Source organism: Halovulum sp. GXIMD14794 (assembly GCF_054457455.1).
On sequence record NZ_JBTLNF010000006.1, the window covers coordinates 383,909 to 398,512 of the forward strand.

The following is a 14,604-nucleotide window of genomic DNA, read 5'->3' on the forward strand; positions in this document are numbered from 1 at the left end:
TGGTCTGATTATCCGAGTATTGCCGGGAGGTTAAGTCCGTGCTCCCGGGCACAGTCGATGGCAATGTCATAGCCTGCATCGGCATGGCGCATGACACCAGTGGCAGGGTCGTTCCAAAGCACCCGCGACAGCCGTTCGTCGGCCTCTGCGGTACCGTCGCAACAGATCACCATGCCCGAATGCTGGCTGTAGCCCATACCGACACCGCCGCCGTGGTGCAGGCTGACCCAGGTCGCGCCGCTGGCGGTGTTCAGAAGCGCGTTCAGCAGCGGCCAGTCGGACACCGCGTCCGAGCCATCGCGCATGGCCTCGGTCTCGCGGTTCGGGCTGGCGACCGAGCCGCTGTCGAGGTGATCGCGGCCGATCACCACCGGCGCGGACAATTCGCCCGTGCGGACCATCTCGTTGAACGCCAGGCCCAGCTTGTGCCGCAGGCCAAGGCCCACCCAGCAGATCCGCGCGGGCAGGCCCTGGAACGAGATCCGCTCTCGCGCCATGTCCAGCCAGTTGTGCAGGTGCGGATCGTTCACCAGCTCCTTCACCTTGGCGTCGGTCTTGTAGATATCCTCGGGATCGCCCGACAGCGCCGCCCATCGGAACGGGCCGATACCCCGGCAGAACAGCGGGCGGATATAGGCAGGCACGAAACCGGGGAAGGCGAAGGCGTCCTCGAGCCCCTCATCCAGCGCGACCTGCCGGATATTGTTGCCATAGTCGACGGTCGGGATGCCCGCGTTGTGGAAATCCACCATCGCCGCGACATGCACTTTCATCGAGGCGCGGGCGGCCTTCTCGACCTCGGCCGGCGCGCTTTCCTGCTTTGCCCGCCATTCGGCAACGGTCCAGCCTTGCGGCAGATAGCCGTGCACCGGGTCGTGCGCGCTGGTCTGGTCGGTCACGATGTCGGGCCGCACGCCGCGCTTGACCAGTTCCGGATAGACATCCGCCGCATTGCCGATCAGCGCGACCGACTTGGCCTCGCCCGCCTCGGTCCAGCGGCGGATCATCTCCAGCGCCTCGTCCAGCGAGTGGGTCTTCTCGTCGACATAGCGGGTGCGCAGGCGGAAGTCGGCGCGGGTCTCGTCGCACTCGACGGCCAGGCAGCAGGCCCCAGCCATCACCGCGGCCAGCGGCTGCGCGCCGCCCATGCCGCCCAGACCGGCGGTCAGGATCCACTTGCCCTTCAGGTCGCCGCCATAGTGCTGGCGGCCCGCCTCCATGAAGGTTTCATAGGTGCCCTGAACGATGCCCTGGCTGCCGATGTAGATCCACGAGCCGGCGGTCATCTGGCCGTACATCGCCAGCCCTTTGCGGTCGAGCTCGTTGAAATGCTCCCAGGTCGCCCAATGCGGCACAAGGTTCGAGTTCGCGATCAGTACGCGCGGCGCGTTCGCATGGGTCCGGAACACGCCGACCGGCTTGCCCGATTGCACCAGCAGCGTCTCGTCGTCCTCGAGCGTCTTCAGCGACTCCACGATCCGGTCGAAATCCTCCCAGGTGCGGGCGGCGCGGCCGATGCCGCCATAGACCACCAGCTCGTGCGGGTTCTCGGCCACGTCGGGATGCAGGTTGTTCATCAGCATCCGCATCGGCGCTTCGGTCAGCCAGCTTTTGGCGGTGATCTCGGTGCCGGTTGCGGGATAGACGTCGCGGGTATTGTGGCGGGTGTTCATGATGTGCCTCTCAGGGTCGGGGCCAGATCAGCCAGCTTGGTCAGAATGGCGGCAAGATGCGTGCGCAGGCGCGCCGCCGCCTCGGGGTCATAGGTCCAGGGCGCGGCCTCGGCGGCCAGATAGGTGGACTGCGCCAACTCCATCTGGATCGCGTGAACGCCAGTTTCGGGCTGCCCATAGTGCCGTGTCGTCCAGCCGCCCCGGAACCGCCCGTTGCTGACCGAGGTGTATCCCTCGGCCCCGCCGCAGATCGCAGCCACGGCCTGCTCGATCGCGGATGCGCAGGTCGCGCCGTTGTTGGTGCCGATGTTGAAGTCGGGCAGCTTGCCGTCGAACAGGAACGGGATCAGCGAGCGGATCGAGTGGCAGTCGTAGAGGATCGCGACGCCATGTTTCGCCCGCACCCGCTCGATCTCGGCGCGCAGGGCGGCGTGATAGGGCGCGTGGTACGCCTTCGCACGCTCGGCGACCTCGTCCGCCTCGGGCGGTACGTCCCAGATGTCCTGCCCGTCGAAGTCGATCAGAGGCACCAGCCCGGTGGTGTTCTGCCCGGGGTAAAGGCTCTCGCCCGACGGATCGCGGTTCGCGTCGATCACGTATCGGTGGAAGGTTGCGCGCACCGTGGTCGCGCCCTCCAGCAGCCCGTCATACAGCCGGTCGATATGCCAGTCGGTATCGGCCAGTTCCCGCCCCCGGTCGTTCAGGCGGGTGCGCATGTCCTCGGGCACGAAAGTACCGGTGTGCGGCAGGCCAAGGATGACGGGGCTGTCGCCCCGGACGATCTCGACGGGGGTCATCGACCGATCTCCAGCAACTCGGCGGCGGCGGCCAGCGCGCCCGAGCGCACCAGCCCGGCGGCGGCGTCGATATCCCCCGCCATGTAGCGATCCTCGGCCAGCGCCGGGACCGTGGCGCGAAGCTTGGCAACAGCCGTCTGCAACTTGCCCGAGGTCTTCAGCGGCGCACGGAACTCTACCCCCTGTGCGGCGCACAGCAGCTCGACCCCGAGGATCACGTTCAGGTTCCGGTTCATCCGCTCCAGCCGGCGCGCGGCATGGGCGGCCATGCTGACGTGATCCTCCTGGTTGGCCGAGGTCGGCGTGCTGTCGGTCGAACACGGGTTCGCCAGGTGCTTGTTCTCGCTCATCAGCGCGGCGGTTGTCACCTCGGCGATCATCAGCCCCGAGTTCAAACCCGGCTCCGGCGTCAGGAACGGCGGCAGGTCGAAGGACAGCGTCGGGTCGACCATCAACGCAACGCGGCGCTGCGCGATGGCGCCGATCTCGGACAGGGCCAGCGCGATCTGGTCGGCGGCGAAGGCCACCGGCTCGGCATGGAAATTGCCGCCCGAGACAATGCTGCCATCGTCCGTGATGACCAGCGGGTTGTCGGTGACGGCGTTGGCCTCGATCTCCAGCGTGCGGGCGGCGAAGCGCAGCAGATCCAGCGCGGCGCCGGTCACCTGTGGCTGGCAGCGGATGCAATACGGGTCCTGCACACGGCTGTCGCCGTCGCGGTGGCTGTCGCGGATCTGGCTGCCCGCCATAAGGTCGTGCATGGCGGCGGCAATGCCGATCTGCCCGGGATGGCCGCGCAAACTGTGGATCGCCGGGTGCAGCGGCGCGGTCGAACCCATGATTGCGTCCGTCGACAGGGCCGAGGTGACGACCGCCGCCGTCATGTTGCGCCAAGCGTCAAACAGACCCGCCAGCGCGCAGGCCGTGGAAAACTGCGTGCCGTTGATAAGCGCCAGCCCCTCTTTGGGGCCCAGCACCACCGGCGTCAGCCCGGCGCGGGCCAGCGCCTCGCCGCCCGGCAGGTCCTCGCCGTCGAAAACCGCCCTGCCCTCGCCGATCATCGCGGCGGCCAGATGCGCCAGCGGCGCCAGATCGCCCGACGCGCCGACCGAACCCTGCGCCGGGATCACCGGGACCACGCCCGCCGCCAGCATCGCCTCGATCTGCGCGCAGATCTCCCACCGCACGCCCGAGGCGCCGCGCCCCAACGACAGCAGCTTCAGCGCCATCATCAGCCGGGTGGTCGGCGCATCCAGCGCCTCGCCCACGCCGCAGCAATGCGACAGGATCAGGTTGCGTTGCAGGGTCTCGGTCCTAGCCGGGGGGATCTTGACCGAGGCCAGCTTGCCGAAGCCCGTGTTCACGCCGTAGACGGCGGTCTCGCCCTGCGCGGCATCGCGCACCAGCGCCGCCGCGCGGTCCACCGCCGCCCGCGCCTCGGGGGCAAGGCGCACCGGCAGGGCCTCGCGCCAGATCGCCTCGAGCGCGGCAAGGCCGGTCTCGCCCGGTTGCAGGGTGACGGTCATGCATGGCCCCCGAAGATGCGGCGGTTCAGCGGGTTGAAGCCGATGCGATAGGCCAGCTCGGACGGATGCTCCACGTCCCAGACCGCAAGGTCGGCCCGCGCGCCCGGCGCGATGAACCCGGCATCGTCCAGCCCCAGCGCCCGCGCGGCGTGGCGCGTCACCCCGGCCAAGGCCTCCTCGGGCGTCAGCGCGAACAGGGTGCAGCCCATGTTCATGGTCAGCAATAGCGAGGCCAACGGAGACGAGCCGGGATTGCAGTCGGTTGCCAGCGCGATCGGCACGCCCTCGGCCCGCAGCGCGGCAACCGGCGGCTTCTGCGTTTCGTGCAGGGTATAGAACGCCCCCGGAAGCAGCACGGCGACGGAACCCGCCTCGGCCATCGCGCGGGCATCCGCCTCATTTGCATATTCGATATGATCGACAGACAGCGCGCCATAGCGCGCCGCAAGCAGAGTGCCGCCCAGCCAGGACAGCTGCTCGGCATGCAATTTAACCGGCAGGCCAAGCTCGGCTGCGACCTTGAAGACGCGCTCGATCTGCGTCGGCGTGAAGGCGATCCCCTCGCAGAACCCGTCGACGGCATCGACCAGTCCCTCGGCATGGGCGGCGCGCAGCGCGGGGATACAGACCTCGTCGATATAAACGTCGGCGCGGTCCTTGTAGTTGGCGGGTACCGCATGCGCACCAAGGAAGGTCGTGCTGACGCGCACCGGACGACGCTCGGCCACCTGCCGTGCGGCGCGCAGCATCGCAAGCTCGGTGTCCCGGTCCAGCCCATAGCCCGACTTGATCTCGATATGGCTCACGCCCTCGGCGATCAGCGCATCGACACGGGGCAGCGCGCCTTCGACCAGCGCTTCGACGCCGGCCTCGCGCGTCGCCGTGACGGTCGAGACAATGCCCCCGCCCGCCCGCGCGACCTCTTCATAGCTGGCGCCCTGAAGCCGCATCTCGAACTCCCGGGCGCGGTTGCCGCCATGCACAATATGGGTGTGACAGTCGATCAGCGCCGGGGTCGTCAGCCGCCCGCCCAGATCGGTCCGGGGCGTGTCGGCAAATTCGGCAGGGAGTTCCTCAAGGGCACCGACCCAGGCGATCCGGTCGCCGTCCAGCGCGATCGCGGCGCCCTCGATCAGGCCATAACCGCCCTCGGGCGTCACCGTCGCGACCGTCGTGTTCCACAGAATCATGGCGGGTCCCTCTTGTCTCGGCACACCGTTTTGGTAATATGTGCATACATAATAAGTCAAGGTGGTTCGATGACGACGCTCTGGGCAAAAACCGCACTGACACCGGAGGGATGGAAGGACAGCGTCCTTGTAACCCTTGGGGAGGATGGAAAAATCCGCGATGTCGCCGCCGGCCAGCCGGCGCAGGGGCAGCGCGTCGATTGCCTGCTTCCTGCGCCGGTGAACTGCCACAGCCACGCCTTCCAGCGTGCGATGGCGGGCCTGACCGAGCGGCGTGGCCCCGATCCCCGCGACAGCTTCTGGACCTGGAGGCGGCTGATGTTCCGCTTCCTCGACCGGCTCGATCCGGACCAGGTCGAGGCTATCGCCGCTTTCGTGCAGATGGAGATGCTCGAGGCGGGCTACGGCACCAATGTCGAGTTCCACTACCTGCACCACGCGCCCGAGGGCGTGCCCTATGCCAACCTCGCCGAGATGGCCGAGCGGATCGCCGCCGCCTCGGCCACCACGGGCATCGGCCTGACGCTGCTGCCGGTGCACTACCAGTTCGGCGGCTGCGACGGGCGCCCGCTGACGCAAGGCCAGGCCCGGTTCGGCAACGACCCCGAGCGCTTCGCCCGGCTGGTCGAGGGCAGCCGCGCCGCGCTGGCCAGCCTGCCCGCTGACGCCGGGCTCGGTGTCGCGCCGCACAGCCTGCGCGCGGTAGCCCCCGAGACCTTGGCCGAGACAGCGAAACTCATTCCCGAAGGTCCGGTTCATATGCACCTTGCCGAACAGCCTGGAGAGGTGGACGAAATCCTCGCCGCCTACGGCAGGCGCCCGGTGGAGTTCATGCTGGATAACGGACTGCTGGACGAGCGCTGGTGCGTGATCCACGTGACGCAGATGACCCCGGACGAGACCGCGGCGCTCGCGGCGACGGGCGCGGTGGCCGGTCTGTGCCCGATCACCGAATCCTCACTGGGCGACGGTATCTTCGACGGCGTGCGCTACCTTGCGCACGGCGGGCGGATTGCGGTCGGCTCGGACAGCAACATCCGTATCTCGCTGTCCGAAGAACTGCGCACGCTCGACCTGTCGCAGCGCTTGCGCGACAACTCCCGCGCCGCGCTGGCCACGGCGGACCGCTCCACCGGGCGGCGGCTGTTCGAGGCGGTGACCGAAGGCGGTGCGGCCTCGGCCGGGCGGCACAGCGGCGCCATCGCGCCGGGCCATTGGGCCGACCTGCTGGCCCTCGACACGTCGGCCCCCGACCTCGAAGGCCTCAGCGGCGACCTGCTGCTCGACAGCTTCACCTTCGCCTCGGGCGATGCCGTCGCCGATGTCTGGGCCGCGGGCCGGCACATGGTCAAGGGCGGCCGACACGTCGCGCACGACGCGATCACAGACCGCTACCGCGCGGCGGTGAAGGGCCTGAGGGATACGTTGTGAGCGACCGCCCCGCGCACGGCTGGCAGTCGGTTCGCGAAGAGGTGCTGCGCCGCATCGCCGAGAAGATCTGGCTGCCCGGCGACCCGATCCCGAACGAGGTCGATCTTGCCGCAGAACTCGGCTGCGCGAGGGCGACGGTGAACCGCGCGCTGCGCTCGCTTTCCGACGACGGCCTGCTCGACCGCCGCCGAAAGGGCGGCACCCGCATCGCCCGCCAGCCGGTCGGCAGGGCCACCATCGAAATCCCCCTGATCCGAACCGAAATCGCCGAGCGCGGCGCAGACTACGGCTACCGCCTGCTCGAACGGCAGCAGCGCGCCGCCCCCGAAACCGTCGCCGCCTCGCTGGGCGCGGCCGAGGGCGAGCCCTTCCTGCACGTCGTCTCGCTGCACGAGGCGGGTGGCGCGCCTTACGCGCTCGAAGATCGCTGGATCGACCTCGGCACCGTCCCCGAGGCGCGCGACGAAAGCTTCGAGGCGCTCAGCGCCAACGAATGGCTGGTCCGCCACCTGCCTTTCACCCGCGCCGAGTCCGAATTCTCGGCCGTCCCGGCGTCCGGCGCACGGGGTGAGGCACTGAACGCCCGCCCCGGCGATGCGCTGATCGTCCATCGCCGCCGCACCTGGCTGGGCGACAAGCCGATCACCCAGGTCGACATGAGCTTCGCGCCCGGCCACCGGATCCGCACCCAGCAATAGCCTGGCCCGGTGATTCCTTCGCACCCGCGGCAAGGCCGTGGCACCGAACCAAACATTCCATTTCCACAATGTCTCTCCTCACGCTAGGCTGGTTTCGCTCGGTAGCAGCTGGAGGGGAGACCAGATGTCCGACTTCACCACACGCGTTCTCGAAACCGTATCGCGCGCGCTGCATTGCGCCCCCGAAACCCTTGGTCTCGGCACGCATTTTACCTTCGACCTCGGCATCGACAGCCTCGACGCGATCGAGGTGATGATGGGAATCGAAGATACGTTCGGGATCGAGTTTCCGGACGACGCGATGGAACAGATATTCACCATCGGCGATCTCGCCGGCTTCGTTCGGCATGAAACCGCACACGCGGCGTGACCTGTTGAACCCCTGCCGGTCGCGGCATAGCCAGCCAGCGGCGCCACCCGATCGGCTGGGATCCGAATGCAACGACTGCTCGCCACCCTTTTAGCGGCACTGACCCTGTCCGCGCCCCTCGCGGCACAGGCTCCGCGGACGGACATCTATACGCCTGCGCGCAACAACCTCTGCGCCGCCGGAGAGGCCGCCGGGCAAGGCTGCGCGGCAATCCGGGACCGCCGCATCGTCGACGCCTCGGCAGCTCCCTGGCGGATGATCGGCCGCGTCAACTTCGCCGGGGTCGAGATGCGCAGCCATTGCACCGGCACTATGGTCGCCGAGCGGGTTGTGCTGACCGCGGCCCATTGCCTCTACAACGAGGCGCGCGCACACTGGATCGCGCCGCGGGCGCTGCGCTTCGCGGCCGGTTATCAACGCGGCGCGAGCGTCGCCGTCTCCCCGGTCGCGCGCTACGTGCTTGCCCCCGGCCTCGATGCGCAGAGCCGCGATTGGCGGAACGAGCCAGCGCAGGATTGGGCCCTGCTCGTCCTCGAAAATCCGATCGGGCGCGAAACCGGCGTCGCGGTGCTGGACCCCGCGCCCGGCCCAATGTCGCTTGCCGGTTACGCCGGGCTGCGCCCGCACGTCCTGTCCATCGCCGAGGATTGCGGGGCGGCTCCCGGCCAGACGGCAGGCGTGATCGTGACAGGTTGCGCCGCTATGATGGGCGATAGCGGCGGGCCGCTTTTCGTCCGGAAGGATGACACGCTCCACCTCGCGGGGCTGCTCTCGGCGGTCGCCCCGAACGCCTCTGGTCTCCGCAGCATCGCTGTTCCGACTACCACCATCGCCGAGACGCTGACCACGATGACCGGCGACTGACGCCTACTCCGGAGACCGTCGCAGCGCGTCATCTACTCCCCGCATCGCCGCCTCGAGCTCATCGAAGACCTCAGCGAGCCGCGCCTCCTCGTCCTCCCGGCTGCGCGGATCGTCCAGCTTTTCCGCTGTAGCGCGCTTCGCCGGACGGCCCGGCCCGTGCCGGAGCCGCGCGGCCAGCGTTGGCGTGGCCCAGAAGCGGGCCGAGCGGCGGGCGGTGAAATTCACCAGGCTCCCCTGCCCCTCCAGCGCGGCGATTAGTCCCAAGGCGGTCGCCCGAGTGACACCGAGATCCGCCATCACCTGTGCCGAAGTCAGGATCGGCTGCCGTTTCACGAACTCCACGAAATCGGCCATGCGCGAGCGGCCCCGCGCCGCCGCCGCCGCCGCATCCAGCTTGGACAGCTCGTGCCGCAGCGTGCCCAGCTGTCCCAACTCGCGGGTCAGCTGCGCCGCCACCGCCTCGACCAGCGTGGCCACGCCGCTGATCGGCGACCAGATCTGGTAGCGCCCGTAGGTCAGAGCGGCCGAGGGCGCGGCGATCCAGTGCGCCTCGGCCGGGGTCAGCAGGTCCGGCCCGTCCCAGCGCGCCGCCGCAGCCTTGACCCCGCGCGACCGGGCGCGGGCCTCGCTCTCGACCGCCATGAACAGCAGCCGTTCGGCCGCCGGCGCGGTCCGGCGCGAGCGCAGCGCATATTCCGCCGCGGCTCTCAGACCGGCGATGACCGGGGTTTCCTCCAGCGCCAGCGCCCGCGCGACCAGTCCGGCATATTCGTCGCTTTCCAACCGGTCCTCGAAAGGTGTGCGCTGCCCGACCGGGGACGCCGCTGCCTCGATACGACGCATGCCCGCCTCGGGATCGGTGGCCAGCAATGGCGGCCGCGCCATGACCGAGATCAACCGCCGCCCCTGCTCCGCCCCGCGCGCATCGATGTCCTGGGTCCGGTTCGAGGTCAGGCGCATCATGATCGCGGCCTCGGACAGGCGGATGTCCTCCATCCCGACCGAGGCCGCCGCCTCGACGAAGATCTGCCCGGTACGCCAGTGACGAGCCAGCGCCGGATCAGCCAGCAGGATGCCTTCGATCCGCGCCGCGGCGATCTCCGCCTTCAGTATGCGCGGGATACCCCGCTCGATCTCCGCCATGCTGCTCTCCAGCCGCCCTCCGGTCCGTTATACGAGAGGTACGGCTTCGGAGTACATCAAGCCCCGGCCGATGTCAGGCGACCCGAGGCCGATGCGGGTCTTCGCACATAGTGCTTTTCGACTGGTCTGGCGCCGATTGCCCCCGAGAAACGCCCTTCCCCTTGGGTTTTCTCGGGCAGACTGCCATCATGCCCGCAACCGGCGGCTCTCTCCGGTTTCGATTTCATCGCGTGGCTTGCTTGAAGGTTTCACCTTGCTCCTGAACAGGCGACATTTCTCCGCCGGCCTGGCGGCCTTCGGTTTGGCCGGATGCGCCGGATCGAGCCCCTCCGGCAGCGGCGGCTCCCGGCGTTCGACGGATCTTCCGGACGACCTGCGCCCGGTGCCCAATTCGGGCTACGAAGGCTGGGTCGCGGCCTTCCGGTCCCGCGCCAGCAGCCAGGGCTTCTCGGACGAGCTACTGGCATCGGCTTTCCGCGGCACCGGCTACCTTCCAGGCGTCGTCTCGCGCGACCGCAACCAGGCCGAGTTCAGCCGGACGCTGGAAGACTACCTGTCGATCACCGTCTCGGACGAGCGCGTCGCCAAGGGCCGCGCAGCTTACGCCCGGCACCGCTCGACCCTCGAGGCCATCGAGCGCGCCTACGGCGTCGATGCCTCCGTCGTCACCGCGATCTGGGGCGTCGAAAGTTTCTACGGCGAACGCCGTGGCAATGTCCCGGTCGTGTCTGCGACCTCGACGCTGGCCTATGACGGCAGGCGCGGCAAGTTCTTCGAAGACCAGTTGATCGCCGCGCTGAAGATCTTGCGGGCGGGCGAGGTCGCGCCCCAGGCCATGACCGGCAGCTGGGCGGGCGCGATGGGGCACACGCAGTTCATCCCGACATCCTACCTTGCCTTCGCGGTAGACTTCACCGGCGACGGCCGCCGCGACGTCTGGTCCAACGACCCGAGCGACGCGCTGGCCTCGACCGCCCAGTACCTCGCGCGCAACGGCTGGCGGACGGGTCTTTCGTGGGGCAACGAGCTCGGCTACGGCCCGGCCCAGGGTGGGGTGATTCAGCCCCAGGCAGGCGGGCCGCGTTTTGCCACTACGTCGAACTTCCGCGTCATCAAGCGCTACAACAACTCGGATTCCTACGCGCTCGGCGTCGGCCTTCTGGCCGACAGGATCGCCGGTGGCCCGCCCCTGCGCGGCAGCTTCCCGCCCGATAAGAACGGCATGACCAAGGCCGACCGGATCGCACTGCAACGCGGTCTGACGGCGCGCGGCTTCGACACAGGCGGCGCAGACGGGGTCATCGGCCCCAACACGCGCGAGGCAATCGCCGCTTTTCAGGCCAGCCAGGGCCTGCCCACGACCGGAGAGCCCTCGCTCGACCTACTGCGCCGGCTGAACTGAGCGTCGCTTCCGGAAGAATATCTGCCCGGGGGTACTCTCCCGGGCGAAACGCCGCGCATAAGGGCTTTCTCGCAACTCTTCCCTGCGTAGCACCGGCGATACCGTCGTTTACGGAACCGGCGGCAACGAGGGACATCAACACGGTGCTGAAGCGGTTCGGTGAACCGGTCCGGATCGAGATCGTCCGGGCCAAGTGTCTGACCAAATTGATCAAGCCAGAACATCGGAGCATCACGACGCGCATTCGACCAATGCTTGTGTTCAAGTCATCTGCGACGGCCTGCGCCACGCTAGATGGGGTCGAGGTCGCGAACATGATCCACAAGGATCAGCCTACACCGGGAGTCTGTCCATTCGCGTAATTTGCCTAACTAGCGGCTTAGGTTCGGCCTCATATGACAGCATTCTCGACTATGGCCGAAATTCGCGACAGAGCCCTTCGACTCTCATGTGGAGACACAATTTCACGGATGAGGAGTGCGCCCTACCGGAAGGCCCTCATGAGCAGATGTGCGATGCGGCCTGAAATGAGCAGGCAGAAAGTCTATTCTGGCTAACCAAGCCTCGGCCAATGAGCACGCGCATTCTATACAGGCACTGCGACCCTCACAGCCAACCCAGTGCGCCGGGCAGCCAGAGGCTCAATCCCGGCACGAAGACCAGCAGGATCAGTCGCGCGAGGTCTGCGAAGATGAAGGGGATTACGCCGCGAAAGATCTTGCCCAGTGGCAGGTCGTCCGCCATCGCGTGCAGTACGAAGACGTTGATGCCGATGGGCGGGGTGATCATGCCCAGCTCGATCACCACCACGTTGACCACGCCCCACCAGACAGGATCGTAGCCCATGCCGACGACCAGCGGATAGACGAAGGGCAGCGTCAGCACCATCGCGGCGATCGTGTCGAAGATCGACCCCAGCACCAGGTAGAAGCCCAGCAGGCAGAAGATTACCAGCAGGTCCGGCAGTCCCAGCCCCTCGATCCAGGCTACAGCGGCCATCGGCAGGCCTGAGAGCGTGGCGAAATACGAGAACACCGACGCCCCGATGATGATGACGAAGATCAGCCCCGTGTTCGCGGCGGTATCGCCAAGGCAGGACAGGAAGCTGCCCACCGTCAGGCGGCGGCGCAGCAGGGCGAGCCCCAGCGCGATGGTCGCGCCGACCGATGCGGCCTCGGTCACGGTGAAGATGCCGCTGTAGATCCCGCCCGAAACGGCGACGGCTAGCAGCAGCACGGCCCAGTTCTGCCTGGTGACCTTCCGCCGTTCGGCCCAGGTGCTGCGCGGGCCGACGGGGGCGGTTTCGGGGTAGAGGCGCACCGTGATCGCGACGGCGATGAAATAGAACACCACCGCCAGGATGCCGGGGATGATCGCGGCCAGGAACAGGGTGATGATCGAGTTCTCGGTCAGGATCGCGTAAAGGATCATCACCACGCTCGGCGGGATGATCATGCCCAGCGTTCCGCCCGAGGCGATGGAGCCGGCGGCTAGCGACCGCGAATAGCCGCGCTGGATCATCTCGGGCATGGCGATCTTAACCATCGTGGCCGCCGTGGCGACCGAGCTGCCGCAGACCGCGCCGAAGCCCGCGCAGGCGCCGATGGTCGCGAAGATCAGCCCGCCCTTGCGGTGGCCCAGGTAGACATGCGCCAGACGGTAAAGCTCGGACGACAGGCCGCCGACATTGGCAAGGTTGCCCATCAGCAGGAACATCGCGACCACAGCCAGACCTTCGGAGGCCATCGCCGCCGAGGGTTCGGTCCCCAGAAGCGACAGCGCCGGGCCGAAGCCGATGATCAGGCCGGTGCCGACGACGCCGACGATGCCCATGGCGACGCCCACGGGCACCTGCAGGATGATCAGCGCGAACATGGCCAGCAGGCCCAGCGAGCCCACGAGGAATGGATCGGTCACGTCTTTACCTTAAGCAGCTTCGGCGGCGTCGCCGGATTTCAGGGCCGCCAGCGCAGGCGGTCGGCCGGTCAGCGCGGCACGCGCCCAAGCCCAGGTGACATAGGCCTGAACCGGAACGCACAGCGACATGATCGCGGTCGCGATCCACCACCACGGGGCCAGCAGGATCTCGACGGTGCGGGTGGTGCGCCCGGCCTCGGCATAGTTTGCGGTCAGCACAACGAACTGCCAGGCCAGCACCGCGAAGAAGGCCAGCGTCAGCAGGCCGGCAAAGGCCTCCAGCGCCATCGAGCCGCGCGGCCCGACCAGCTTGCCCAGCACGCGCACGGTCACGTTGCTCTGGCGCAGCAGGCCCGCCGGGAAGCAGCTGGCGATGACGATCGGATAGACCAGCTCGCCATAATCGTGGAAGCCCGAGATGCGCGGCACGCCGATATAGCGTGCCGAGCCGTCATAGAAGGTCAGGAGCGCCACCACCACCAGCCCGGCAAAGCCGGTCAGCGCGACGGTCTGGGTCAGGCGGTCGATCCGACGCGCCATGTCCGCCCCCGGCAGCGAGGCGCTCCGGTCCATCAGCTCTCGCCCCGCAGCTCGGCTAGGATGGCCAGCGTCTGGTCATAGATCGCCTGGCCGTTCTCGGTCCGCTCGATCCACCACTGGTGCACGGCCTGCGTGGTTTCCTCGTGCGCGGCCATCTTGTCGGCATCCGGGGTCAGGATCTGCAGCCGGCCTTCGGTCTTCTGCTCCTCGACGACCTTCTGCCCGGCGGCGGTGTAGGCACCGGCACCGGTCTCGGCCATCTTCAGACCGCCATGCGTCATCATTGCCTCCTGCACCTCGGCGGGCAGGCCGTTCCACTTGGCCTCGTTCATCAGCAGCAGGAAAGGGATGGTGCCTGCGGGCACCTCGACCGCCTGGTTCACAAGCGGGAAGGACTTGAACGTGTTCATGCCGGTCCAGCCCTGGATCACCCCATCGATGGTGCCCCGGTTCAGCGCCTCGTTGTACTCGGCCGAACTGAGCGCCTGCGGCGACGCGCCGAACTCTTCCAGCCATTTCGCCTGGATCGCACCGGCCGAACGGATCTTCTTGCCCGACAGCTCCTCGAGACCCTCGATCGGCTCTTCCATGAACAGCGCGTTCGGCTCGGTCGCGAAGATGCCGATCACGTGCACGCCGTCAAAGCCGGTCAGCAGCCCCGCCTCGTGGAGTTTCCAGCCCACGATCGAGGCTTCCTCGGCGGTCTGGAACAGGAACGGCAACTCGAACAGGCTCATCTCGGGGAATTGCCCGGCGGTGTAGGACGGCAGCACCCAGGTCACGTCGGCGACGCCGTTCTGCACCAGCTCGAACTGCTTGACCGGGCTCTTGCCCAGCGTGCCGCCCCAGAAGCCCTGCATGCGTACGGCATCGCCCGCGTCGGCCTGAACGGCCTCCATCCAGGGCTTGATGACGCCCGCGACGCCGGTGGACTGTTCGGGCACGAAGGTCGCGACCTTCACCAGCTCCTGCGCTGCCGCGCCCGCGACGCTTCCGGCAAGAAGGGCAGTCGCTGCCGCCAGGGTCCGTATCATCTTCATTGGTCTAGCCTCC

At 68.0% G+C, this 14,604-nt stretch carries 13 protein-coding genes; 5 read left to right on the forward strand and 8 right to left on the reverse strand.

All coding sequences use genetic code 11. From position 1 onward, the window contains the following. Nucleotides 1-8 precede the first annotated feature (8 nt). From hutU to hutI, 4 genes are read right to left on the reverse strand one after another with little or no spacing between them, the layout of a single operon-like run. The gene (hutU, locus tag ACW9UR_RS16620; protein ID WP_458918281.1) at nucleotides 9-1,676 is read right to left on the reverse strand and encodes a urocanate hydratase; all 1,668 of its coding nucleotides are present in this window, start codon (nucleotides 1,674-1,676) and stop codon (nucleotides 9-11) included. After that, a complete protein-coding gene (gene hutG, locus ACW9UR_RS16625; protein ID WP_458918172.1) occupies nucleotides 1,670-2,470 on the reverse strand; it encodes an N-formylglutamate deformylase in 801 nt (266 codons plus the stop codon). The genes hutU and hutG overlap by 7 nt, the downstream gene beginning before the upstream one ends. Further along, nucleotides 2,467-3,996, reverse strand: coding sequence for a histidine ammonia-lyase (hutH, locus tag ACW9UR_RS16630; RefSeq protein WP_458918173.1), 1,530 nt, complete (start codon nucleotides 3,994-3,996; stop codon nucleotides 2,467-2,469). The genes hutG and hutH overlap by 4 nt, the downstream gene beginning before the upstream one ends. Beyond that, entirely contained in the window at nucleotides 3,993-5,186 is a 1,194-nt protein-coding gene (gene hutI / locus ACW9UR_RS16635; protein ID WP_458918174.1) for an imidazolonepropionase, read from the reverse strand. The genes hutH and hutI overlap by 4 nt, the downstream gene beginning before the upstream one ends. A 69-nt stretch (nucleotides 5,187-5,255) precedes the next feature. Here hutI and ACW9UR_RS16640 point away from each other — a divergent pair, with 69 nt between their 5' ends. The 4 genes from ACW9UR_RS16640 (at nucleotide 5,256) to ACW9UR_RS16655 (ending at nucleotide 8,549) form a co-directional block, all read left to right on the forward strand. Further along, a complete protein-coding gene (locus tag ACW9UR_RS16640) occupies nucleotides 5,256-6,617 on the forward strand; it encodes a formimidoylglutamate deiminase (RefSeq protein ID WP_458918175.1) in 1,362 nt (453 codons plus the stop codon). Beyond that, nucleotides 6,614-7,315 (forward strand): GntR family transcriptional regulator, encoded by a 702-nt coding sequence (locus ACW9UR_RS16645; protein WP_458918176.1) that lies wholly within the window; start codon nucleotides 6,614-6,616, stop codon nucleotides 7,313-7,315. Before ACW9UR_RS16640 ends, ACW9UR_RS16645 begins: the two co-directional genes overlap by 4 nt. 124 nt (nucleotides 7,316-7,439) lie before the next feature. Further along, a complete protein-coding gene (locus tag ACW9UR_RS16650; protein ID WP_458918177.1) occupies nucleotides 7,440-7,685 on the forward strand; it encodes an acyl carrier protein in 246 nt (81 codons plus the stop codon). A gap of 66 nt (nucleotides 7,686-7,751) precedes the next feature. After that, nucleotides 7,752-8,549 carry a trypsin-like serine peptidase gene (locus tag ACW9UR_RS16655; protein ID WP_458918178.1) on the forward strand — a complete coding sequence of 266 codons (798 nt, stop codon included), beginning with the start codon at nucleotides 7,752-7,754 and terminating at the stop codon, nucleotides 8,547-8,549. A 3-nt stretch (nucleotides 8,550-8,552) separates the two neighbouring features. Here the strand turns inward: ACW9UR_RS16655 and ACW9UR_RS16660 are convergent, their stop codons facing one another. Beyond that, complete coding sequence (locus tag ACW9UR_RS16660) at nucleotides 8,553-9,692, reverse strand: hypothetical protein (RefSeq protein WP_458918179.1); 1,140 nt, start codon at nucleotides 9,690-9,692, stop codon at nucleotides 8,553-8,555. A gap of 253 nt (nucleotides 9,693-9,945) precedes the next feature. Here ACW9UR_RS16660 and ACW9UR_RS16665 point away from each other — a divergent pair, with 253 nt between their 5' ends. Next, the gene (locus ACW9UR_RS16665) at nucleotides 9,946-11,094 is read left to right on the forward strand and encodes a lytic murein transglycosylase (RefSeq protein ID WP_458918180.1); all 1,149 of its coding nucleotides are present in this window, start codon (nucleotides 9,946-9,948) and stop codon (nucleotides 11,092-11,094) included. A gap of 606 nt (nucleotides 11,095-11,700) precedes the next feature. On the opposite strand, the gene ACW9UR_RS16670 is transcribed toward ACW9UR_RS16665, so the two are convergent. The 3 genes from ACW9UR_RS16670 to ACW9UR_RS16680 are packed head-to-tail and all read right to left on the reverse strand — an operon-like array spanning nucleotide 11,701 to nucleotide 14,591. Then, entirely contained in the window at nucleotides 11,701-13,011 is a 1,311-nt protein-coding gene (locus ACW9UR_RS16670) for a TRAP transporter large permease (RefSeq protein ID WP_458918181.1), read from the reverse strand. A 9-nt stretch (nucleotides 13,012-13,020) separates the two neighbouring features. Beyond that, nucleotides 13,021-13,584 carry a TRAP transporter small permease gene (locus tag ACW9UR_RS16675; protein ID WP_458918182.1) on the reverse strand — a complete coding sequence of 188 codons (564 nt, stop codon included), beginning with the start codon at nucleotides 13,582-13,584 and terminating at the stop codon, nucleotides 13,021-13,023. Then, a complete protein-coding gene (locus tag ACW9UR_RS16680) occupies nucleotides 13,584-14,591 on the reverse strand; it encodes a TRAP transporter substrate-binding protein (RefSeq protein WP_458918183.1) in 1,008 nt (335 codons plus the stop codon). The genes ACW9UR_RS16675 and ACW9UR_RS16680 overlap by 1 nt, the downstream gene beginning before the upstream one ends. Nucleotides 14,592-14,604 lie beyond the last annotated feature (13 nt).